Origin of the sequence: Treponema primitia ZAS-1 (genome assembly GCF_000297095.1) — a bacterium.
GTDB classification, from domain to species: Bacteria; Spirochaetota; Spirochaetia; order Treponematales; family Breznakiellaceae; genus Termitinema; species Termitinema primitia_A.
The window spans coordinates 221111-243320 of the sequence record NZ_AEEA01000058.1 but is presented as its reverse complement, the minus strand read 5'-3'; the positions used below and the strand labels follow the sequence as shown (position 1 = coordinate 243320).

At 52.9% G+C, this 22210-nt stretch carries 21 protein-coding genes; 20 read left to right on the top strand and 1 reads right to left on the bottom strand.

From position 1 onward, the window contains the following. On the top strand, positions 1-660 hold a 660-nt coding region (locus TPRIMZ1_RS18905; RefSeq protein ID WP_010259752.1), incomplete at its 5' end, for an AAA family ATPase. 72 nt (positions 661-732) lie between these two features. Here TPRIMZ1_RS18905 and tpx read toward each other — a convergent pair. Continuing rightward, positions 733-1248, bottom strand: coding sequence for a thiol peroxidase (gene tpx / locus TPRIMZ1_RS0111910; protein ID WP_010259749.1), 516 nt, complete (start codon positions 1246-1248; stop codon positions 733-735). A gap of 859 nt (positions 1249-2107) precedes the next feature. Here tpx and TPRIMZ1_RS0111900 point away from each other — a divergent pair. From TPRIMZ1_RS0111900 to TPRIMZ1_RS0111810, 19 genes are all read left to right on the top strand, one after another. After that, positions 2108-3271, top strand: a complete 1164-nt coding sequence (locus TPRIMZ1_RS0111900; RefSeq protein WP_010259745.1) for an ABC transporter substrate-binding protein — start codon at positions 2108-2110, stop codon at positions 3269-3271. Between the two features lie 17 nt (positions 3272-3288). Beyond that, positions 3289-4188, top strand: coding sequence for a branched-chain amino acid ABC transporter permease (locus tag TPRIMZ1_RS0111895; RefSeq protein WP_010259743.1), 900 nt, complete (start codon positions 3289-3291; stop codon positions 4186-4188). A gap of 1 nt (position 4189) precedes the next feature. Beyond that, positions 4190-5179, top strand: coding sequence for a branched-chain amino acid ABC transporter permease (locus tag TPRIMZ1_RS0111890; RefSeq protein WP_010259741.1), 990 nt, complete (start codon positions 4190-4192; stop codon positions 5177-5179). After that, entirely contained in the window at positions 5176-5973 is a 798-nt protein-coding gene (locus TPRIMZ1_RS0111885) for an ABC transporter ATP-binding protein (protein WP_010259739.1), read from the top strand. The genes TPRIMZ1_RS0111890 and TPRIMZ1_RS0111885 overlap by 4 nt, the downstream gene beginning before the upstream one ends. Continuing rightward, positions 5966-6700, top strand: a complete 735-nt coding sequence (locus TPRIMZ1_RS0111880) for an ABC transporter ATP-binding protein (RefSeq protein WP_420082995.1) — start codon at positions 5966-5968, stop codon at positions 6698-6700. The genes TPRIMZ1_RS0111885 and TPRIMZ1_RS0111880 overlap by 8 nt, the downstream gene beginning before the upstream one ends. Further along, the gene (locus TPRIMZ1_RS0111875) at positions 6690-7331 is read left to right on the top strand and encodes a CBS and ACT domain-containing protein (protein ID WP_010259734.1); all 642 of its coding nucleotides are present in this window, start codon (positions 6690-6692) and stop codon (positions 7329-7331) included. Before TPRIMZ1_RS0111880 ends, TPRIMZ1_RS0111875 begins: the two co-directional genes overlap by 11 nt. A 16-nt stretch (positions 7332-7347) precedes the next feature. Beyond that, positions 7348-8931, top strand: coding sequence for a xylulokinase (locus tag TPRIMZ1_RS0111870; protein WP_010259732.1), 1584 nt, complete (start codon positions 7348-7350; stop codon positions 8929-8931). Positions 8932-8949: 18 nt separating this feature from the next. Then, positions 8950-9918, top strand: a complete 969-nt coding sequence (locus tag TPRIMZ1_RS0111865) for a helix-turn-helix transcriptional regulator (protein WP_010259729.1) — start codon at positions 8950-8952, stop codon at positions 9916-9918. An 86-nt stretch (positions 9919-10004) separates the two neighbouring features. Continuing rightward, positions 10005-10388 (top strand): preprotein translocase subunit SecG, encoded by a 384-nt coding sequence (secG, locus tag TPRIMZ1_RS0111860; protein WP_010259727.1) that lies wholly within the window; start codon positions 10005-10007, stop codon positions 10386-10388. 45 nt (positions 10389-10433) lie between these two features. Then, entirely contained in the window at positions 10434-10907 is a 474-nt protein-coding gene (locus tag TPRIMZ1_RS0111855; protein WP_010259724.1) for a PTS sugar transporter subunit IIA, read from the top strand. Positions 10908-10944: 37 nt separating this feature from the next. After that, positions 10945-11280, top strand: coding sequence for a hypothetical protein (locus TPRIMZ1_RS0111850; protein WP_010259723.1), 336 nt, complete (start codon positions 10945-10947; stop codon positions 11278-11280). Between the two features lies 1 nt (position 11281). Further along, on the top strand, positions 11282-12337 hold the full coding sequence (locus TPRIMZ1_RS0111845) for a V0D/AC39 family V-type ATPase subunit (protein ID WP_010259721.1): 1056 nt from the start codon (positions 11282-11284) through the stop codon (positions 12335-12337). Further along, on the top strand, positions 12334-14382 hold the full coding sequence (locus TPRIMZ1_RS0111840) for a V-type ATP synthase subunit I (protein ID WP_010259720.1): 2049 nt from the start codon (positions 12334-12336) through the stop codon (positions 14380-14382). Before TPRIMZ1_RS0111845 ends, TPRIMZ1_RS0111840 begins: the two co-directional genes overlap by 4 nt. A gap of 2 nt (positions 14383-14384) precedes the next feature. Next, positions 14385-14702, top strand: a complete 318-nt coding sequence (locus tag TPRIMZ1_RS0111835; protein ID WP_010259718.1) for an ATP synthase subunit C — start codon at positions 14385-14387, stop codon at positions 14700-14702. Then, positions 14702-15052, top strand: coding sequence for a V-type ATP synthase subunit F (locus TPRIMZ1_RS0111830; RefSeq protein ID WP_010259715.1), 351 nt, complete (start codon positions 14702-14704; stop codon positions 15050-15052). The genes TPRIMZ1_RS0111835 and TPRIMZ1_RS0111830 overlap by 1 nt, the downstream gene beginning before the upstream one ends. Continuing rightward, positions 15052-15684, top strand: a complete 633-nt coding sequence (locus TPRIMZ1_RS0111825) for a hypothetical protein (protein WP_010259712.1) — start codon at positions 15052-15054, stop codon at positions 15682-15684. Before TPRIMZ1_RS0111830 ends, TPRIMZ1_RS0111825 begins: the two co-directional genes overlap by 1 nt. Then, the gene (locus TPRIMZ1_RS0111820; protein WP_010259710.1) at positions 15674-17488 is read left to right on the top strand and encodes a V-type ATP synthase subunit A; all 1815 of its coding nucleotides are present in this window, start codon (positions 15674-15676) and stop codon (positions 17486-17488) included. Before TPRIMZ1_RS0111825 ends, TPRIMZ1_RS0111820 begins: the two co-directional genes overlap by 11 nt. Further along, positions 17485-18930: a V-type ATP synthase subunit B gene (locus TPRIMZ1_RS0111815; protein WP_010259708.1), complete on the top strand. Its 1446-nt coding sequence runs from the start codon at positions 17485-17487 to the stop codon at positions 18928-18930. The genes TPRIMZ1_RS0111820 and TPRIMZ1_RS0111815 overlap by 4 nt, the downstream gene beginning before the upstream one ends. Positions 18931-18981: 51 nt before the next feature. Next, on the top strand, positions 18982-22206 hold the full coding sequence (locus tag TPRIMZ1_RS0111810) for a helicase-related protein (RefSeq protein ID WP_010259707.1): 3225 nt from the start codon (positions 18982-18984) through the stop codon (positions 22204-22206). Positions 22207-22210: the final 4 nt, after the last annotated feature.

Here is a 22210-nt window from a genome sequence, read left to right as displayed (position 1 = left end):
GCTGACATTTTCAAAGCTTCAATAACAGGGTCAACAAAGCAATGGATGGAAGCGCCTATTAAAGCCGCTTATATACCCGTAAAAGACATGACGGCCAATGCGCCCGGGTTTAGTTCTCTCTATAATGAACGTGAAATACATTTTGAAGAAATTTATGTGGATGTTATTCGTAAAGCATTTCTTCCATTGCTAAAAGGACAACCTGACAAGGATCGTAAAAAATTACTGGTAAAATTGCATGATGCAATGAACGGTAATGTGGTTATAGAAAATGAAGAGTTCTTCTTACGTAATGAACAGGGGAAACTTGAGTTTACGCTGTTGGCAGAAGGATTTCGTAAGCTTGGCCTCCTTTGGATTTTACTCCAAAATGGAACGCTTCTCAATGGTTCTGCCTTGTTTTGGGATGAACCGGAAACAAATCTGAATCCTAAATTGATGCAGTCCATCGTTGGGATCTTGCTTGAGATGCAGCACATGGGAGTTCAAATATTCCTTGCAACCCATGATTATGTCTTACTTAAGGAATTTGATCTTCAGCTTCAAGATGATCACCAAATCATGTTCCACAGTCTTTACAGAAACGATTCCGGCGGTATAGAGGCAGCGCGCTGTAATAGTTATCTTGACATTAATCCCAATACTATAGCAGAAAGATAGGATGGAAGAAAAATGTGCCTGGTATGCCGGTACATTTTCCCATCCACCGTTTCAGAAATTAAGGAAAGCCCATCATTTTTCCAGGGCTTTTCTTGCCGCTTCCAGGGCTGCGGGGTAATCCGGCGGGGTGCCAATGTCTGCCACCTGTTGGGTGTACACAACCCTATTCTCCCGGTCCAGCACCACCACTGCCCGGCTCAAAAGACCCGCCATGGGGCTGTCGATAATCTCCACCCCGTAATCTTTTCCAAAGGAGCGGTCCCTCATCTGGGAAAGGGGAACGATATTGCGGATCCCCTCGGTATGGCAAAACCGGTCTTGGGCAAAGGGAAGATCGCAGGAGATGCTCAGGACCACCAGCATCGGCTCATTCTCCACCTCCTCGTTGAAGCGCTTAATTGCGGTGGCGCAGACCGGTGTATCAAAACTGGGTACAATATTGAGGATCTTCACCTTCCTGGCCCAATTATCCAGGGTTTTATCCCCTAAATTCCCATCCACCAAACGAAAATTCGGCGCCTGTGAACCCAGTGCAGGCAGCTTGCCGCAGGTTCTTACCGGTTTTTTCCCGAACGATATAAGAGCCATAAAAACCTCCGAAATAACTGGGTATATCACTTTCATCTGTAGCATGAACCAGGGAGAAAATCAAGACAAGATACGCTCGCCCGGAAAGGTACCTCTGGCGCCAAATTTGTCTAGTGTCCGCTATCTATCGGCAAATCGGGCGGGGGGAGGGGTATACCCGGCTTCATGTGCATGTAGAGTCTGCCTCCGCAGCCCTGCTGCGCAGGTCCACTACGGCATGTGTCACAGAGCGGAATTTGGCGCTAAGCGCCTAGGAGCGGTGTAAATACTTTTTCTGCGCGAGGAACTTCGTTGCAAGTCGGTGAAGCCATGCGCCCTTTGACTGGGTTTTCGAAAGCACACAAATGGTATGGGGGGCCTGTCAGGAAGGAAAAGTATGGCGCCTCCCAGAGGGTCCCTCCATACTTTTCCTTCCTGACACCCCACTCCGTACTATGTGTAAGTGTGCTTCCGTGCCTCCTAGGCGCATGGCTTCACCGAGCCGGTTCGCCAAATGAAGCTTCTAACTAAGCCCCAAGCGGTATGCATCGTTATGCGGCAAAGACCCCCAAACGAAGTCAAAAGGCAAATTCTTTTCTATATCTTGTGGTATTTTTCCCCCCCACTCTGCCGCACCGCCTACCCAACCTGCTCCACACCGGTTCTGCGAACCGGCAGAAAAGAATATGCCCCTATTACGTTATCGGGGGTGGCGATGTAAAAAATATCAGGGGGACCCTCTGGGGGTTCCTGATATTTTTTGCACCGCCAGGACCCCAAACGAAGTTAAAGGGCATATTCTTTTCTGTTTTTGCTATGGACATTCCTCCTACATACCCGGTAATATAACGTAGATTTTATCTAAGGAGGAGTTATTTAGATGAAAAAATTAGCAGTGATCTTTTTATCCCTGTGTCTTGCCGTTATGGCCTTTGCCGGGGGCAAGGCCGATTCTGCCGCCGGTTCCGGCGATATCATTATTGGCGGTATTTTCCCGCTTTCCGGGGGGGTCGCCGTGTACGGCACCGAAGCCCAGAAGGGAATCCAGCTGGCAATTGAAGAAATCAATGCCGCAGGCGGCGTTGGTGGAAGAAATATCGTCCTTATTTCCGAAGATGATGAAGGCGATGCGGCAAAGAGCGTAAGCGCCTTCAGGAAACTCACCACCCAGAATAAGGCGAAGCTCATCATCGGCTCCCTTACTTCGGGATGCACCATAGCGGTCAGCTCCCTGGCCCAGGCTCAGGGGGTGCTTCTCATGGCGCCCGCAGCCTCCGCCGAAGCGGTTACCGACGCCGGGGACTATGTGTTCCGGGCCTGCTTTATCGACCCCTTCCAGGGTACGGTGGCGGGGGTTTTCGCTTTCCAGGAAATCAACGCAAAAAGGGCGGCTGTCCTTTACGATAACGGTAACGACTATTCCGTGGGGCTCCAGGAGAATTTTGTCAAGGCATTTACTTCCCGTGGGGGAACCGTGGTGGCCAGTGAAGTGTACAACGGCGGGGATGTGGACTTTAACGCCCAGCTTACCCGGATCAAAGCTGCCAACCCCGACATGGTCTACCTGCCGGATTATTACAGCACCGTAGCGCTTATCGCCAAGCAGCTTCGGGCCCAGGGGATCAACGCCCAGGGGACTCCTGTCCCAATCATGGGCGCCGATGGCTGGGATGGGCTCCAGGAAAACGCCGGGGACGAAGTGCTGAACGGCTTCTTTACCAATAACTTTACCCCCGATTCCACCGTCCCCAAGGTGGCAAGCTTTGTTAAGGCTTTCCAGGGGAAGTTTGGCGCCCTGCCCACTTCCTTCGCCGCCCTGGGCTACGATTCCCTGTACCTGGTTCGGGACGCCATTATCAGCGCCGGTTCCACAGAACCCGCTGCGGTCAGGGATGCCCTGGCGAAGATCGACGGCAATTATGTTACCGGTAATATCCGGTTTGACGCCAAGCGGAACCCCGTTAAGTCTGCGGTGGTGCTGGAACTCGTCAAAGGGTCGAATGGTAAATTAACCACGGCCTATAAGTCCACCGTTAACCCCTAGCCGGATTCTGTTTCGCCGTGGACACGGGAGTTATTTTTGTACAACAGCTGATAAACGGTATTTCCCTGGGCAGTATTTATGCATTGATTGCCCTGGGTTATACCATGGTTTACGGTATTGTTCTGCTTATTAATTTTGCCCACGGCGATATACTCATGGTAGGGGCCTATGCGGGTTACTTTGTTTTAACCCGTTTCGGTGTCTCCCCCCTAAGTCTGGCCGCAGCGTTTCTGTTCGCCATGGCCCTCTGCGCAGGTCTCGGGGTCTTTATTGAACGCTTCGCCTACCGGCCTCTACGTACAGCCCCGCGGCTCAACTCCCTCATCACCGCCATTGCGGTTTCGCTTATTTTGCAGAACGGCGCCCGGGTATTGCCCTTTATCGGGCCCAACCCCAGGCAGTTTCCCCGGCCGGAGGTAAGCACCATATCTTTGGGGATTGTTTCAATTTCAAACATTCAGATCATCGTAATTTTACTGTCCGCAGTATTAATGCTCATCCTGAACTATATTATCAATTATACTAAGCGGGGCAAGGCCATGCAGGCGGTGTCCTTTGACCTTCAGGCTTCAAGTCTCATGGGGATATCGGTGAACGGCACCATCTCCTTTACCTTTGCCCTGGGCTCGGTATTAGCCGCCGCCGGGGGCATACTCTTTGCCTGCGCCTATCCCCAGGTGAGTCCTACCATGGGAACCATGCCGGGGCTTAAAGCCTTTGTGGCCGCCGTATTGGGAGGCATAGGTTCCGTGCCCGGGGCCATGTTAGGGGGCTTTATCCTTGGGATTGCCGAAACCATGACCAAGGGCTTCATCTCCTCCCAATATGCGGATGCCATTTCGTTTTCCATTCTTATCATTATCCTCCTGGTTAAGCCCACGGGGATTCTTGGCAAGAAGACCAGGGTAAAGGTGTAACATGAAGGATCGCAGAAAAAATACGATTATACCCGGCGCCTTCGCCCTGGCTTTGGTGTGTATCCCCACGCTGCTCATAAAACTGAATATTATCGACGCCTACACCGCCCAGATCATCACCATGGGCGGGGTAAACGCTATCCTGGCCATCAGCGTGAATACCATCACGGGGATCACCGGGCAGCTTTCATTAGGACAGGCGGGGTTCATGGCCATAGGGGCCTATTCCTGCATATCCTTTACCCTGGACCTGGGGCTTCCCATACCGGTAAGCGTTGTCCTCGCAGCATTGGTAACCGCCCTGTTTGGGTTTATCATCGGGTTTCCCACACTAAAACTAACCGGAGATTACCTCGCTATCGTTACCCTGGGCTTTGGCGAAATTATCCGGGTAATCCTCACCAATTTTCGAATCCTAACCGGGGGCGCCAACGGCCGGCGTTTTACCACTGCCTTGACCCTTAATGGGGATTTAGCCTTCCTGGTGGTTACCGCAAGTCTGGTAATAATACTAATCCTGCTGCAAAATTTTCTCCGTTCCAGTTATGGCAGGGCCATCATGGCGGTGCGGGAAGACGAAGTGGCGGCCAATTCCAACGGAATCAGCGTATTCCGCTATAAAATGACGGGCTTTGTAATTGCGTCCTTTATCGCCGGTATCGGCGGCTGTCTCTACGCCATGGTGATAGGTTTTGTAAAACCCGACGCCGCCTCCTTTAACCACAGTATCGACTATCTGATCTTCGTGGTCCTTGGAGGCATGGGTTCCATGACCGGATCCGTATTAGCCGCCTATATCCTCACCTATCTCCAGGAATTTCTCCGCTTCCTCCGGGACTACCGTCTCCTGATCTACCCCCTCATACTTATTTTCGTGATGCTCTTCCGCCCCCAGGGCCTCCTGGGCATGAAGGAACTATCCTTCGTCCGCCTGGTCTCCCGCTTCGCCGCCTTCATACGGCGCAAAACCGCCAAGAGGGGAGATGTATGAATGATCAAGACCTTCTTTTAAAGGTATCGGATCTCTCAATAATTTTTGGCGGACTGCGGGCGGTGAGCGGGTTTTCATGTGAATTGCACCGGGGCGAGCTGGTGGGACTTATCGGGCCGAATGGAGCGGGGAAGACCACGGTGTTCAATATGCTTTCCGGTATCTATGCACCCACCGGGGGGGAGATTGATTTTTGGGACCGCCATGGGAAGGTGCATGTGGTAGGAAAACTGAGCCCCGCTAAACTGAACCATATCGGTATAGCCAGGACATTCCAGAATATCAGGCTCTTCAATAACCTTACGGTGGAAGACAATGTGCGCATAGCCCTCCATTCTTCCCGGGTGGAAAACCCTTTGGATGTGGTGTTCCGGCTTCCCCGTTTTTATCATGACGAAGGGCAGATGCGGGAACGGGTAGATGAATTACTATCACTGTTTAAAATAGAGAAGAAGAAAAACGAGCTGGCCCGAAACCTTCCCTACGGGGAACAGCGGAAGCTGGAAATTGCCCGGGCCCTGGCAAGCAGCCCGATATTACTCCTGTTGGACGAACCCGCCGCAGGGATGAACCCCCAGGAGACCCAGGAGCTGATGAGGCTTATCTCATTTATCCGGAAGGAATTTCACCTGACCATCCTGCTTATCGAACACGATATGCATCTGGTCATGGGGATCTGCGAGCGGCTCATGGTTCTCGATTACGGCAGGATCATTGCGGCGGGGCTTCCCGGGGAGATACGCCGGGACCCGGCGGTGATCAAGGCCTACCTTGGGGAGGATGCCCATGGCTGAGCCAAAGATTTTGCTCCAGGTTAGGGATCTTGCGGTCCACTACGGCGCTATCCAGGCCTTGCGGGGTATTTCCTTCGATGTTGCCCCGGGGGAGATCATCACCCTAATCGGTTCTAACGGCGCGGGAAAAACCACCACCCTCCATGCCATATCGAATATCATTAGAAAGACTGCGGGTTCCGTTATCTTTGACGGTAATGATATTAGCGCCGTGCTTCCGGACCGTATCGTCACTTCGGGGCTCATCCAGGTTCCCGAAGGCCGGCGCATATTTGCCAATCTTTCGGTGAAGGATAATCTGGAGATGGGAGCCTATGTCCGGAAGGACCGGCCCGCTGTCCGCAGTGATATGGAGATGGTCTACGGGATTTTTCCCCGGCTTAAGGAGCGGATCCGGCAGGTGGCGGGGACCCTCTCCGGGGGTGAACAGCAGATGCTCGCCATGGGGAGAGCCCTGATGTCCAAACCACGGCTGCTGCTCCTGGACGAACCATCCATGGGTCTTGCCCCCATTTTGGTGGATGAAATTTTCTCGATAATAAAGCGTATCAACGAATCGGGAACAACAATACTATTGGTAGAGCAGAACGCCTTTAAAGCCCTGGGACTCGCTTCCCGCGGGTATATCCTGGAGACCGGCCAGGTAATCAAGACCGGTCCCGCACAGTCCCTGATGAAGGACGATGCGGTGAAGGAAGCATACCTAGGAGGACAAAATGATTATTAGCCGTGTAATGACGAAAAACCCCGTTACGGTACACCCCGACATGTCGGTAACGGATGTACGTTCCCTGATGGATAAGGAACAGATCGGCCACCTGCCGGTGCTGGATAAAAACAACAACCTTGTGGGTATCCTCACCAAGAAGGACCTGCTCAAGGCCGGTCCTTCGGGCGCAACCAGTTTGGACATGTACGAGATCAGCTATCTCCTTTCCAAACTCAAGGTGGAGAAGATCATGGTGAAGGATGTGATCACCGTGGAAGAAAACGATGTGGTGGAGGAAGCCGCCCGGATCATGGCGGATAAGGACATAGGCTGCCTGCCGGTTGTGAAGGGGGATCTGCTGGTGGGGATCATCACCGAAACGGATCTTTTCCACGTCTTTATCAAAGCCTTCGGCGCCCGGCATCCGGGGGTCCGTATCACCATACACGTGGCGGAAAAACCGGGGCAGCTGGAAAAGCTGACCCACGCCATCGCCGTCAAGGGCGGTAACATCATCGCCCTGGTCTCTTCGGAAGGTGACGATCCGGATCACCGCCGTATCACCATACGGATAGCCGGTATGAATCGCAGTGATATTGAGGAAAGCGTTAACGCCATTAGTGATGCGGAACTGGAAGATATTCGATAATTTAAGGGAGTGCAAAATGAACGGAAAAGATTTAATTAGCGGAAGAACAACCCTCGGCATAGAGCTTGGTTCTACCCGCATCAAAGCGGTCCTGATTGGGGAAGATTACACAACCCTTGCATCGGGGGGCGAGACATGGGAAAACCGTTTGGAAAACGGCTTTTGGACCTATCACCTGGATGAAGTCTGGCAGGGGCTGCAAAACGCCGTTCAAAAACTGTCCGATGATGTTCAGAAACGGTACGGCGTCCCGCTTTCCGTGCCCGAGGCTATCGGCATTTCCGGTATGATGCACGGATATTTGGCCTTTGATAAGAGCGGAAAACAGCTTGCCCCTTTCCTTACCTGGCGTAACACCAATACGGAACAGTCGGCAAAGCTGCTTACAAAGGAATTCGGCTTTAACATTCCCCAGCGTTGGAGTATCGCGCAGCTCTATCAGGCAATTTTGAACAAGGAAGAACACGTAAAGGATATTTCCTATTTAACCACCCTTGCCGGTTATGTGCACTGGAAGCTGACGGGGCAAAAGGTGCTTGGCATAGGCGAAGCATCCGGCATGTTTCCTATCGACAGCAATAGTAACAATTTCAATGCAAAAATGGTAAGTCAGTTCGATTCCCTTATCGGCGGTTCAAAATTCAGTTGGAAGCTTTCAGATATACTGCCCAAGGTTTTGAACGCCGGTGAAAATGCGGGGTCCCTCACCGCGGAGGGCGCTAAGCTGCTTGACCCCAAGGGAGGGCTGGCAGCCGGCATTCCCCTGTGTCCCCCCGAAGGGGATGCGGGAACCGGTATGGTGGCAACAAACAGCGTTGCGGTACGCACCGGCAATGTTTCGGCGGGAACGTCGATATTTGCGATGATCGTGCTGGAAAAGGAATTATCCAAGGTGTACCAGGAGATCGATATGGTCACCACACCCTCGGGTAAACCCGTGGCCATGGTGCATTGTAACAACTGTACTACGGACCTCGACGCCTGGGTAAAGCTGTTTAGCGAAGTTAATGAAACAGTTGGCGCTACGGTTGATAAGGGTAAACTATACGATGTTCTGTATGAAAAAGCCCTTGAGGCCGATCCTGATTGCGGCGGCCTTCTCTCCTACAATTATGATGCGGGGGAGGTGATTACCGGGCTGGAACAGGGACGTCCCTTGTTTACCCGTATGCCTGACAGCCGCTTTTCGCTGGCAAATTTTATGCGTGCCCTCCTTTTTTCCACCATGGCTACCCTGAAGATAGGGATGGATATTCTTACGGAAAAAGAACATGTCCGTCTTGATAAAATTCTTGGCCATGGAGGTTTATTTAAAACAAAGATTGTGGGTCAGCGATTGATGGCGGCGGCGTTGAAAACACCGGTTGCGGTAATGGAGACCGCCGGCGAAGGCGGCGCATGGGGTATTGCGCTCCTGGCCGCGTACCTGCAGCAAAAAGAAGGAACCCTTGAATCCTTTCTGGCGCAAAAGGTGTTTGGGAAGAACTCGGGCGACCTGCTTGAACCGGATGCAAAGGATGTACAGGGGTTCACCGCCTTCATGAAACAGTATACCAAGGGCATTGCGATAGAAAGGGCCGCTGTAGAACATTTGCAATGAATCTGATATAATGATCCTATGGAATCGAACCTGCTCACTGCGGAAGATGTAGCTAAACAACTGCGTATAAAAAAGTATACAGTCTATGAGCTTATCAAACGGGGGGAGCTCCCTTCGTCCAAGGTGGGGAAACAGGTACGTATCTCCCAGACCGATATAGATCGGTATCTGGAGTCTAACAAGACCGGTCCCCAGTATTCGGAGCGCCTGCGGGAGAATAGTCGTGAGCTTGTCGATTTAATATCCTCCGGCCGGCCCAATCCTCCCGAGGAAAGCCCGGATCTGTTTTCCTCGACGGTGATTATCTCCGGCCAGGATATGTGCCTGGATCTGCTGGTAACCAGGCTTTCCGGGGCGGGAAGCACGGTGCTCCGTTCCTACGTGGGCTGTTATAACGGCCTCTATTCCCTGTACCATGGGCGGGTGACCATGTCCGCGACTCATCTCTGGGATGCAGAAACAGATACCTACAATTATCCCTTCATTCGCCGCCTCCTTCCGGGGCTTCCCGTTGGGGTGTTTCGCCTGGGTGGTCGTATGCAGGGCCTGTATGTCAGAAAGGGGAATCCCATGAACATACGGGGGTGGGAAGACTTTAGCCGCCCCGAACTGTCCATGATCAACCGGGAACGTGGTTCCGGCACCAGGATTCTCCTGGACCAGAAGCTGGCCCAGTTGAAGATTAATACCACCGCCATCCAGGGTTATGCCCGGGAATCCAGCTCCCACCTGGCCTGCGCCAGTACGGTTGCCAAGGGGGGCGCCGAACTGGGCTGCGGCTGCGAGCGGGGCATTGAAAGGGTCGCCGGAGTCGAATTCGTCCCCCTCCAGATGGAATGGTACGATTTTGTGTTTCGTCTGGTGGACCGGAATACTCCGGCGATCCGGACAATCAGTTCCTATATCTCCTCCGATGAGTTTAAGAGGGATCTGGAAATAATGGGGGGCTATGAGTTAAGCCAGACCGGAAGATATGAGGAATTTTAAGCCGAAATTCCTCATATCCCCTGGCATTACTTGTATAACTTTTTTTGTTTCAGTAAAATAAAGTATATTTTTAATGGAGTCAGTAGATGGGTGTGCTCAGTGTGGTCCTGTTGGTGTTTTTTGTTATTGCGGCGATCCTGCTTATTCTCCTGGTTTTAATTCAGAACGAGGAAGGGGATAGTCTTGGAGGGATTTTCGCAGGAGGATCCTCCTCTGCCTTTGGCTCCCGGTCCGGTAATGTGCTTACCAGGGCAACCTCTATTTTGGGGGGAATTTTTCTGGTACTCAGCCTTGGGCTTGCGCTCTTAAACAGGACCCCCGGTGGTACCGGAGTTGAATCCGCGGGCCGGCAGCTTTCGACCGACGTTGATAATGACTGGTGGCAGGAGAACGGCGGGCCCGGTAATGTGAATTCCCAGCCGGAGTTTCAATTTCCCGAACCCGCTACCGAAGCTGATTCTGCGGACTAAGGTCCGCAGACCCTAGTCCGTTAGAATAGGATTTGAGGAGGCTTGATGCTTTTACACGAACTGTTTTCGCCGGAATTTATACAGGTTGATCTGCAAGCCGAAGACAAAGAAGAGGTTTTTGAGGAACTGGTAGATCGTTTTTGTCAGGTTATTAAATCCGATGCCCGGGAGGATGTCCTGGCTGCCCTGAAGGAACGGGAAATGAAGATGTCCACGGGGATCCAAAAGGGTATCGCTATTCCCCACGGAAAGACCAATGCGGTGGATAAGGTCTACGGCATGTTGGGAATTTCCCGGAAGGGGATAGATTACGAAGCCCTGGACGGAAACCCGGTGCATGTGCTTTTCATGATCCTGGGCCCTGTGGGGGATTCGGAAAAGCATCTCCGGGTCCTCCAGCGTATGGCCGAACTGCTGGCCAATCCCCAGTTTTTCACGGATCTAGCAGCCCAGAAGGATGCACAGGGCGCCTATGCAATTCTGAAAAAATATGAGGATATTTCTATTACTTTGGATTAATATGTCAAATAAGAAAGGGTAAGCAGGTTGGTGTTCCATGGGTTCTGATAGCGGCGAACGGGATGTTCACGAACAGGATGTTCTAAAGCATCTCCTGAATGTTGAGTCCCATGCTTCGGTTCTGGTCGATGATGCCCAGGCGGAGGCGGATCGCCGGGTTGCGGAAAACGAAAAGGAAAACCGGGCGCGCTATGACGAGCGGTATAGCCTGGAAGCGGCGGAACTCAATGGGGAGTACGAAAAGGCTGTGCTGGCGGTAAAAGAAGACTATAAACAGCAGTTAAAAGCCTACCAGGAGAGCTTGGCGGTCATGCCGGTTCACGGAGATACATTTTCCCAGCTGGCGGAACGCCTGTTTTTTGGGGATCGCTAGGGTGCCCGGATCGGGAGAACGGGCATATGTGTATGCCAAGGCTTGCGGGATTACCGGTAAATCCTTTATCGGGAAGAATCTTTCCAAGCTTGGAGGCTTAACCCGGTTGTCCGAACTGGATCGGCTCGTTTTTGCATCAGATGCCCGGGACCTTCCGGAACGGGAGCTGCTCCTGGATCTGGAACGGCGTATAATCAACCGGACTGCAAAGCAGATCATCACCATTGTAGATTCCTTCAGCAAGCCCCCGGAATTACTAGCCCGGCTGGTGCGGGATTTTGAATACACGGACCTGAAACGGGCGATCACCGCCGCCGTTGCGGGGGAACGGAACCCTCCGGCGCTTACCGAAATTGGCCGCTTTGCCACCATAGATTTTAGTGCCTATCCCCATTTTGACAAAATGCTCAAGGGAACGGAATTCGAATTCCTCCTTGGGGATCTTCAGGTCCTCGGAACCGATTCAACCGCGCCTATTCAGAATAAACTGGACCGCCACTTCTATGATTGTCTCTGGCGTTCCCTGCTTAAGCTTGCTCCGGCGGATCGTTCTTCTATTGAACGGATTCTGGCGGAGGAGATAAGCCTCCGGAACGCCGCCTGGGCCCTGCGGATGCGTACCTATTACGGTATGAACCCTGAGCAGGCTCAGGAATACCTGGTGTTTATCCCTGCCCCCAGGGGTTATTATGCGCCCGGGCGGAAAGTCCGGGGCGGCGCTGCTCCTAGTTTGGCGGATGACGCCCTAGTTTCCCTGGATATGGCCTTAGACAGCCCCTCGGACTGGGATAGGTGGCGGTGGGTAAAGTTCCTGAACCGCCGCAGCGCCGGTGAAAGCTGGACTGCGGATCCCCGGTATTTTCAGAATGCCGCCGCGGAGTATCTCTATCACCTGGCCCGCCATTCACTCAGGCGCCATCCCTTTTCTTTGGATACCGCCGCCTGTTTTATCAAGCTCAAGCTTTTTGAGGAGGACCTTCTGGTCAGCGTTGCCGAAGGCTTAAGTCTGGGCATGGGCGCCCAGGAAACCCTTGAACTATTGGGGGCAGTTTCATGATCAGACCCCGGAAGATGAAGCAGGTTGAACTCACCGTCCTGGACCGGGATGTGGACGGTGTAATAGAATATTTGGGCCGCCGGGCTCTGATGCACTTCCCCAAGGAAGAGGACGATGCTGTCCCGGAAGACCAGCTGGCCGATACGGGCGCTGTCCGCACAGATATACTGGATACCCTGGAAAAAATAAAGGCCGGCGCCGTATATCTTGGGGTGGAAATCCCTACGGAGCCCGATGAATCCAGTAAACTCCCCGGTCCTGATGAAGTCTCGCTTACGGAGAAGATCTGTTCCCGGATAGAGCTTTTGAACGAGAAGGAAAATGAAACCCTCAAGGAAAAGAAAAAGGTAGAAGATGCCCTCAGCGAGGCCAATGCTTTTTCGAACCTCAACGCCCCCTTCGCGGATCTGGATCAGCTTTCCTACTTAACCCTGCGCATAGGCCGGCTGGGACCGGACCGGCTGGAGGATCTGCGCAGTAACTTAGCGGACCGGGCGGTGATCATCCCCCTGGGTTCCGGTAAGGACGATGACCGTATCCTGGCCGCTTCATCCCGGAAGGGCCGCTTCGCCCTGGATTCGGAACTGAAAAAACAGGACTTTGTCCCCATCGCGGTTCCCGAAGGCTATAAGGGGGTCCCGGGGGAACTGTTGTCGGGGCTGCAAACCCGCCTTGAGGGTATGGAGGCGGAGCTCAAATCCATTGGGGTTGATAAAAAACAGGTAAAAGAAGAATACGGGCCCGTCCTGGTTACCCTGCACGGTAGTTTTCTCATGGCGTCCATCACCGAGGATCTAAAACACCGGCTGGCGTCCACCAAGAGCGTCTATGTTCTTTCCGGCTGGGTTCCCGCGGACAGCATGGGGAAACTGGTGGAGGATCTGGAGAAACGTACCGAGGGCAGGGTAGGGGTGCGTACCTTTGATCCCAACGAGATTCCTGAAGTGCGGGACGGGAAAACCAAGGTTCCCGTATCCTTAAACCACGGCGCATTTGTTAAGGGCTTTGAGGGGGTGGTGTTTTCCTACGGCGCTCCTTTATACGGAACCATCGATCCCACACCATTGGTGGCCTTCTTTTTTACCATACTCTTCGGCATCATGTTCGGCGATGTGGGCCAGGGTTTCGTACTTTTTCTGGCGGGGATCCTCACGGGCCGCCGGGGCATTAAGGCCCTGTCAAAGTTTAAAAACTATTCTACCCCCCTTATTTCGGTGGGCATAGCATCCATGGTGATGGGCTTTCTTAACGGGGAGATTTTTGCAAGCGAGGAACTCTTTATCCGTCCCACCAGGGCGCTTACGGGTTTCCTTACCGGTCATCCGGTGGACCGCATCCTCACCCTGATGCCCCTTACCGAAAAGGGCGGGAGTGTAACCAAGCTTTTCTACTTTTTTGGTTTTACCATTGCGGTGGGGATCGTCTTTAATTCCATAGGCTTACTGGTGAATATCGTTAACCAGTGGGGGCTTAAAAAATACGAGAAGGCCCTTTTCTCCAAGACCGGTATCTCCGGGCTCCTTTTGTTCTGGTACGCCATCTCCATTGCCATCCGTTGTCTCCTTGGGGGGCGTTTTGCCTGGTTCGACGGCATCGGCCTGGCCCTTCCGGTGTTCTGTATCTTTTTCGGTCCCCTACTGTGGCGGGCCTTTGCCCGGGAAAAACCGGTGCTGGAACACGGGCTTATGGTTTTCATCATGGAAGGATTTGTGGAGATCCTCGAAACGGTTTCCACCTATATCTCCAATACCGTAAGTTTTCTCCGGGTAGGGGCCTTTGCCCTTTCCCACGCCGTGCTTTCCTTTATCATCTTTAAGCTTTCGGAGATGGTGATGACCGCCGCCGGAAACAGCGTTGCCGGAAGCGTCGGCGGTTCCGTAGCGTTCCTGCTGGTGATGATCTTTGGGAACACCGTAATAATACTGCTCGAGGGAATGATCGTCGCCATTCAGGTTGTACGTCTTCAATATTACGAATTTTTCAGTAAGTTTTTTACCGAAACCGGGGTGGAATTTACCCCCTTCCGGTTTCGCAGGGAGGTTTGATCATGAAACGCAAAATAGTATTGTGTATCCTTGTACTGTTTGCCCTGTCGGTTCCGCTCTTTGCCCAGGAGGCTGCCGCTGCCGCGGCATCTGATGGCGGCGGCAGTAATACTGCGGCTTGGCGGTATATCGCAGCGGCTTTGGCGGTGGGTATTTCCTGTATCGCCGGCGGTATCGCCGTAGGCCAGATCGGCGCCGCAGCCATGGGCGCCATGAGCGAGAACCCGGAGCTTTCCGGAAAGGCCCTGCCCTATGCGGGTCTTGCGGAAGGTATCTGTCTCTGGGGCTTCCTGGTGGCCCTGCTTATTATGATATTGTAATGGACTATTACTTTATCGGGGATGCTGAGCTGCTTACCGCCTTTCGCTTTATCGGCATAGACGGTACCCCGGTGACGAATGCTGAAACCGCCCGGGCCGCTTTCCTGGGGATAACCCGGGGCTGGGATGAAACCGCCCAGGCGGTGCTGCCCTCAGCCTATGCGGGAAAGGGCTGCCGGGTCTTGATCCTCACCGAAGAAGCGGCGGACTGGCTGGGAGAGGATTTGACGGACTGGCAGCTCTCCGGGGAGTATCCCCTGGTGGTGGAAATACCCGGAACCTTGGGACATCTGCCGGGCCGTAAGACCCTGGTGGACTCTATCCGGGAAGCAGTAGGGGTTCACGTGTAATGGAAGAACTGCAATCAACCGACGTATTGGATAAAGAGATCCTCGAAGATGCCCGGAGAAAGGCCAAGCGTATATTAGGTACCGCCGATGAGGCCATTACCGCCGCCGCCGCAGTCTGGGAAAAGCGGATGGGGAAGGATCTTGGGAAGCTTAAAAAAAGTTTTACTGCTCGTACAGAAAAAGCCCGGGAAGAACTTATGGCCCGGCTTCCCCTGGATAAACGGCGCGCCTATTCGGAAACGGTGGAGACCCTCCTCCTTTCTTCCATGCGGGACTACCTTGGCGCCCTGTCCCGGGAAAAACTCCTTGCCCTATTGGAAAAGGAGCTCAAGCGCTGCGCCGCCGGGCTCCCGGAACCTGTTCCCGGCGCTCCGCCCCTCTTGGTTGGCTGCCGGGCTCTTACGGAAGAGGAACTTAAAACGCTGATATCAAAGTCCCTGCCGGGGATCAACTGGACCTATCAAAAAGACATGAGCTTCCATAGACTACCCGGCAGTTTTCCTGCCATTATCGTAAACTCCCCGGCGGTACGGCTTACCGCTTCGGTGGATGCCTTTGCCGCAGCATTGTTAGAGGACAGCCGGGCAGAGCTGGTGGCGGCTCTTTTAGGGGAGGCGAAGGATGACCATTAACGGAAAGGTCCGGCGCATCTCCGGGCCCATAGTGCGCGCCTCCGGCCTCGACGGGGCGGGGCTCTTCGACCTGGTAGAGGTCGGCGAAAAACGTATCATCGGCGAAATCGTACGGCTTGAGCAGGACGAGGCGGTGATCCAGGTCTACGAGGATGATACGGGGCTCCAGATAGGCGCCGGGGCAGCCTCCACCGGCCGGCCCCTTTCGGCTCTGTTGGGGCCGGGACTTATCGGTACTATTTATGATGGAATACAGCGGCCCCTGGAGGCCCTTTTTAAACAGAGCGGGGCCTTCATGGACCCCGGCGCCCGGGAAGATCCCCTGGACACCGCGAAGCTTTGGTCCTTCGTTCCCGATCCCGCCCTGGCTGCGAAGATTGCCGCCGGAGAAAAGCCGGTCCCGGTTCCGGGGCTGATCCTTGGGACGGTTCAGGAGACCCCGAGCATAGTCTGCAAGATCATGGTTCCCCCAAACATCCACGGGGAGGGCCTTACGGAACTGGTTAAGGCCGGCGACTACAACTGTAACACCGTTATTGCGCGGACCGATCACGGTGAAGAGATCCCCATGGCCCAGTGGTGGCCCGTGCGTATCCCCAGGCCCAGTGCGAAACGGCTGCCCCAGGATCAGCCCCTGGTTACGGGTCTGCGGGTCATCGATGTGTTTTTCCCCCTCTCCAAGGGCGGCACATCCGCCATACCCGGGGGCTTCGGTACCGGCAAGACCATGACCCAGCACGCCATTGCCAAGTGGTGCGACGCCGACGTGATCATCTACATCGGCTGCGGTGAGCGGGGCAACGAGATGACCGATGTGCTCACCGAGTTCCCCCACTTAACCGATCCCCGCAGCGGTCGTTCTCTGATGGAACGCACCATCCTTATCGCCAATACTTCTAACATGCCCGTGGCTGCCCGGGAGGTTTCCATTTACACCGGGGTAACCCTGGCGGAATTTTACCGGGACATGGGGTACCATGTGGCGATCATGGCGGATTCCACCAGCCGCTGGGCGGAGGCTCTGCGGGAACTGTCGGGGCGCATGGAAGAAATGCCCGCCGAGGAAGGCTTCCCCGCATATCTCCCCACCAGGCTTGCGGAATTTTACGAGCGGGCCGGCCGGGTACAGACCCTCTCTGGCGTTGAAGGTTCGGTCTCCATCATCGGCGCGGTGTCTCCCCCGGGGGGCGATTTTTCCGAGCCCGTAACCCAGCACACCAAGCGTTTCATCCGCTGCTTCTGGGCCCTGGATCGGGACCTGGCCAACGCCCGGCATTACCCGGCCATCAGTTGGATAGACAGTTATTCTGAGTACGCCGAGGAAGTTGGCCCCTGGTGGGAAAAGGTAAACCCCCTCTGGGCTAGGGTACGCCAGGAAGCCCTGGACCTGCTTAAAAAGGAACAGCGGCTTTCAGAAATAGTGCGGCTCATCGGCCCCGACGCTCTGCCGGACGATCAGCGGCTCGTCCTGGTAACGGCGGATATCATTAAGGACGGGTTCCTTCAGCAGAATTCTTTTGACGAAGTGGATATGTACTGTATTCCCGCAAAACAGGTGCGGCTCCTGGAACTGGTCATGGACTTTTTTGAAAAAGCCCAGGTCTGTATCAAGCTGGGCGCCCCGTTGATTAAAATTAGTTCCCTTACCGGCGGGGATAATCCCATGCCCCTCCGGGAACGGCTTTCCCGGCTTAAGGGTGATGTAAAAAACGAAGACAGCGGTAAGCTGTCGGATTTTGAACAGGAAATGCGGAGCGCCCTGGAAAACCTGGAACGGAGCTACCGGACAAAGGAGACGCTGTGAGAGGTGTTGAATACCGGGGCTTAACCCGGATAGAGGGCCCCGTGGTGATCACCGAGCGGAGCCGTGACGTGGGCTTTAACGAGGTGGTGGCGGTTTACGACCGTGACGAAGGCCGCCGTTTAGGCCGTGTGGTAGACATGAGCGAAGACTGGACGGCTATCCAGATATTCGGCAGTAATACTGGCCTTTCCGCCGCGGACTCCCGGGTAGAATTCCTGGGGAAGCCCATGCAGCTGCGGGTAGGGCCGGGGCTCCTGGGGCGCATCTTTAACGGCCTGGGTGAACCCATAGACGGCTACGGAAACATTTTCTCCTCCACCTGCCTGGATGTGAACGGTCTCCCCATCAACCCCTACGCCCGGACCTATCCCCGGGACTTTATCCAGACCGGGATTTCGTCCATCGATGGCATGAACACCCTGATCCGCGGGCAGAAGCTTCCGATTTTTTCCGGCAACGGACTCCCCCATAACCGCTTGGCCGCACAAATAGTGCGTCAGGCAAAGATCCTGAACCTCGGCGGCGGCGGCGCTCCGGAGCCCTTCGTGGTAGTCTTCTGCGCCATGGGTGTTAAGTACGATGTGGCCCGGTTCTTCCTGGACGACTTTGAGCGTACCGGTGTTCTTGCCAACGTAGCAGTATTCCTGTCATTGGCGGACGCCCCCTCCCTGGAGCGGCTCGTGGCCCCCAAGTGCGCCCTTACCGCCGCGGAATATCTAGCCTACGACCGGAACATGCACGTTCTGGTGGTGATGACCGACATGACCAACTACTGCGAAGCCCTCCGTGAGGTAAGTTCCATCCGTGGTGAAGTTCCCAGCCGCAAAGGCTACCCGGGCTATCTCTACTCCGATTTGGCGAGCCTCTACGAGCGGGCAGGAAAGATAAGCGGTTCCTCCGGCTCCATCACCCAGATCCCCATCCTCACCATGCCAAACGATGATATCAGCCACCCCATTCCGGATCTTTCGGGGTACATCACCGAAGGGCAGATCGTGCTGGACCGGGAACTCACCCAGCGGGGGGTCTATCCGCCGGTGGCGGGGCTCCCCAGCCTTTCCCGGCTCATGAAGGACGGCATCGGCCCTGGCATGACCCGGGAGGATCACAAGGATGTGTCCAGCCAGCTCTTCGCCGCCTATTCCAAGGTCAAGCAGGTCCGCAATCTTTCGTCGATCATCGGCGAAGAAGAACTATCCGACGCGGACAAACGCTACCTTCAGTTTGGTGAACGGCTGGAACAGGATTTCCTCACCCAGGGCGAATTCGAGGACCGCAGCATCGATCAGACCCTGGACCTTGGCTGGAAAGTATTAGCCAGCCTGCCTCGGGAGGACCTCCTGCGGATAAAAAAGGAATACATCGAAAAGTATATGAACCCCTTCACCGCCGGCGCCGTGCTTTCCCCCGCCTCCGAAGACTGGGGCAGCGGGGGGCTGTAGAAGTATCCACCTGCTTCTTGATGATTCCCTGGCTAAGCGGTATAATCTGATATGCAGGTTTTCGATAATATCAATAAGGCTGTCAAAGATGACTTAGCCGTTACAATCGAAAAAGGCAGCCGTCTTTCGATAGCCGCCGCCTGTTTCTCTATCTATGCCTACCAAGTCCTGAAGAAACAGCTTGATGCTGTTGATGAAATGCGCTTTATTTTCACCTCCCCCGCCTTTGTGACCGAAAAGGCAGCAAAAACGAAGCGGGAGTTTTATATACCCCGTCTTAACCGCGAGCGCAGCCTCTACGGCACTGAATTTGAAGTAAAGCTCCGCAATGAATTATCCCAAAAAGCTATTGCCCGTGAATGTGCCGATTGGATTCGCCAAAAAGTTACTTTTATGTCCAATACCACGAACGAGAATATGGGCGGTTTTTTGAATATCGCCTCAGATTCCGCAGCGTTGACCTATATGCCGCTCTCCGGTTTTACAACCGTAGACATTGGCTGTGAGCGCGGTAATAACGCCTATAATATGGTAACCCGCCTGGATGCGCCTGCAAGCACCCAGTTTATCAGCCTTTTTGATCAGATATGGAATGACAAATCAAAAATGCAGGATGTAACCGAAGAAGTAATCGACAGCATCACCGCTGCGTATAACGAAAACTCCGCAGACTTTTTGTATTTTTTTACCCTCTATAATATTTTTAATGAGTTCCTCGAAGATGTCTCCGAAGACATATTGCCAAACGAAGCGACGGGTTTTAAAAATAGCAAAATATGGAATATGCTGTATAGCTTCCAAAAAGACGCTGCTCTTGCCATAATCAGCAAACTCGAAAAATACAATGGCTGTATCCTTGCGGATAGCGTTGGACTTGGCAAAACCTTTTCCGCTCTCGCGGTTATTAAATACTATGAAAACCGCAATCGTTCCGTCCTGGTGCTTTGTCCCAAAAAGCTTGCGGATAACTGGAATACCTTTAAAGACAACTATGTAAATAACCCTATCGCCGCAGACCGTCTGCGCTATGATGTGCTGTACCATACCGACCTTTCCCGTACCCACGGGAAATCAAATGGCCTGGATTTGGACAGGCTGAATTGGGGCAATTACGACCTTGTGGTAATTGATGAATCCCACAACTTTAGAAACGGCGGTGAAGTCTACGGCGAAGACGAAAAAGATAATCGCTACAACCATTTATTGAAACAGGTAATTCGCGCCGGTATCAAGACCAAGGTACTCATGCTGTCGGCAACCCCGGTAAATAACCGCTTTACCGATTTACGCAATCAACTACAGCTGGCTTATGAAGGCAATCCAGCCCTGATTAATGAAAAACTCGCCACCTCAAAACCAATTGACGATATTTTCCGTCATGCCCAGGCCATGTTCAATCAATGGAGCAAAATGGATCCCGGACAAAGGACGACGACCACACTCCTGCGTATGCTTGATTTTGACTTCTTTGAGGTACTTGACAGCGTAACCATAGCCCGTTCCCGGAAGCATATCGAAAAGTATTACGACATGGCCGAAATCGGCCGCTTCCCTGAAAGGCTTAAGCCCATATCCCTGCGTCCTAATTTGACCGACCTGCCCAGCGCAATCAATTACAACCAGATTTATGCGGAATTGATGAAACTTAAGCTCTCCGTCTATGTTCCCACCGGTTTTATACTTGAAAGCAAACTCAGCAAATATGTTAACGCCGATATCAATATTAACCGTGCCGGACGCGAACAGGGTATCCGCCGCCTGATGAGTATCAACCTGCTCAAACGCCTTGAAAGTTCCGTTTATGCATTCCGCCTTACCCTTGGCCGTATTAGAAAATTGATTGAAAACACCATTGCGGAAATTGACAACTACAAAAATGGCGAAAGTAAAATCATTGAAACAATCGAAATTGAAGTTGATTCTGATTTTGATGCGGATGACCAGAACACAGACTATTTTAACGGAGAGCGCAAACAAAAAATTGACCTTGCCGATATGGACTATATTACCTGGCGCACGGAAATTGTTAAGGATGCGGAGATTTTAGAATTACTTGGGTTGATGATCGCAGATATCACGCCTGAACACGACACAAAACTACAAACCCTCCTGAGCATAATTTCAGACAAGATTGAGCAGCCCATAAACGACGGCAACAAAAAAATTCTGATTTTCTCTGCCTTTTCCGATACAACGGATTATCTCTATGATAATGTAAGCGTTTATATTAAGAACAAATTCGGCCTTGATACCGCCATGATAACCGGGTCTATTGATGGCAAGACAACAATTCCAAAATTTCGTGCTACGCTGAATAATGTGCTTACCTGTTTCTCCCCCTTATCAAAGGATAAGCATTTACTCATGCCGAAGGACGTCACCGCAATTGACGTGCTTATCGGCACGGACTGTATCTCCGAAGGCCAGAACTTACAGGACTGCGACTATTGTGTAAATTACGACATACACTGGAATCCTGTCCGCATTATTCAGCGTTTTGGCCGCATTGACCGTATCGGCAGTCACAATGCGGTTATTCAGCTTGTGAACTTCTGGCCCGACCTGGATTTGGACGAATACCTCAGCCTTAAAAGCCGTGTGGAAACCCGTATGCGAATTTCTGTAATGACCTCCACCGGTGACGACGACTTAATCAACGCCGAAGAAAAAGGGGATCTCGAATACCGCAAGGCACAATTAAAGCGTTTACAGGAAGAAGTTGTTGACATTGAAGAAATGCAGGACGGTATCTCCATTATGGACTTGGGGCTGAACGAGTTCCGCCTTGACCTGCTTGAATACATCAAAAACCACGGCGATTTGGATAAAACCCCCTTCGGTCTCCATGCCGTTGTTCCTTCATCACCGGACGCGCCGACAGGGGTAGTGTACGTTTTAAAAAACATCAACGGCGGCGTAAATATAGGCAATCAAAACCGCCTCCACCCCTTCTATATGGTGTATATCGCCGATGATGGCGGGATTGTTTGTGACCACCTTTCCCCCAAAGAAATGCTCGACAAAATGCGCTGCCTATGTAAAGGTAAAGACAAGCCCCTGGAAACTTTGTGCAAAGCCTTCAATAAAGATACCAAAGACGGCAAGGATATGCGGCGATACTCCGAACTGTTAGGCGATGCGATAAAGTCCATCATTGATGTAAAAGACATGAGTGAACTGGATAGTTTTTTGAACGGTGAACAGGTAAGTTTTCTGTCCAATAAAATTAACGGGCTGGACGACTTTGAGCTGATATGTTTTCTGGTGGTGAGGTAACGTT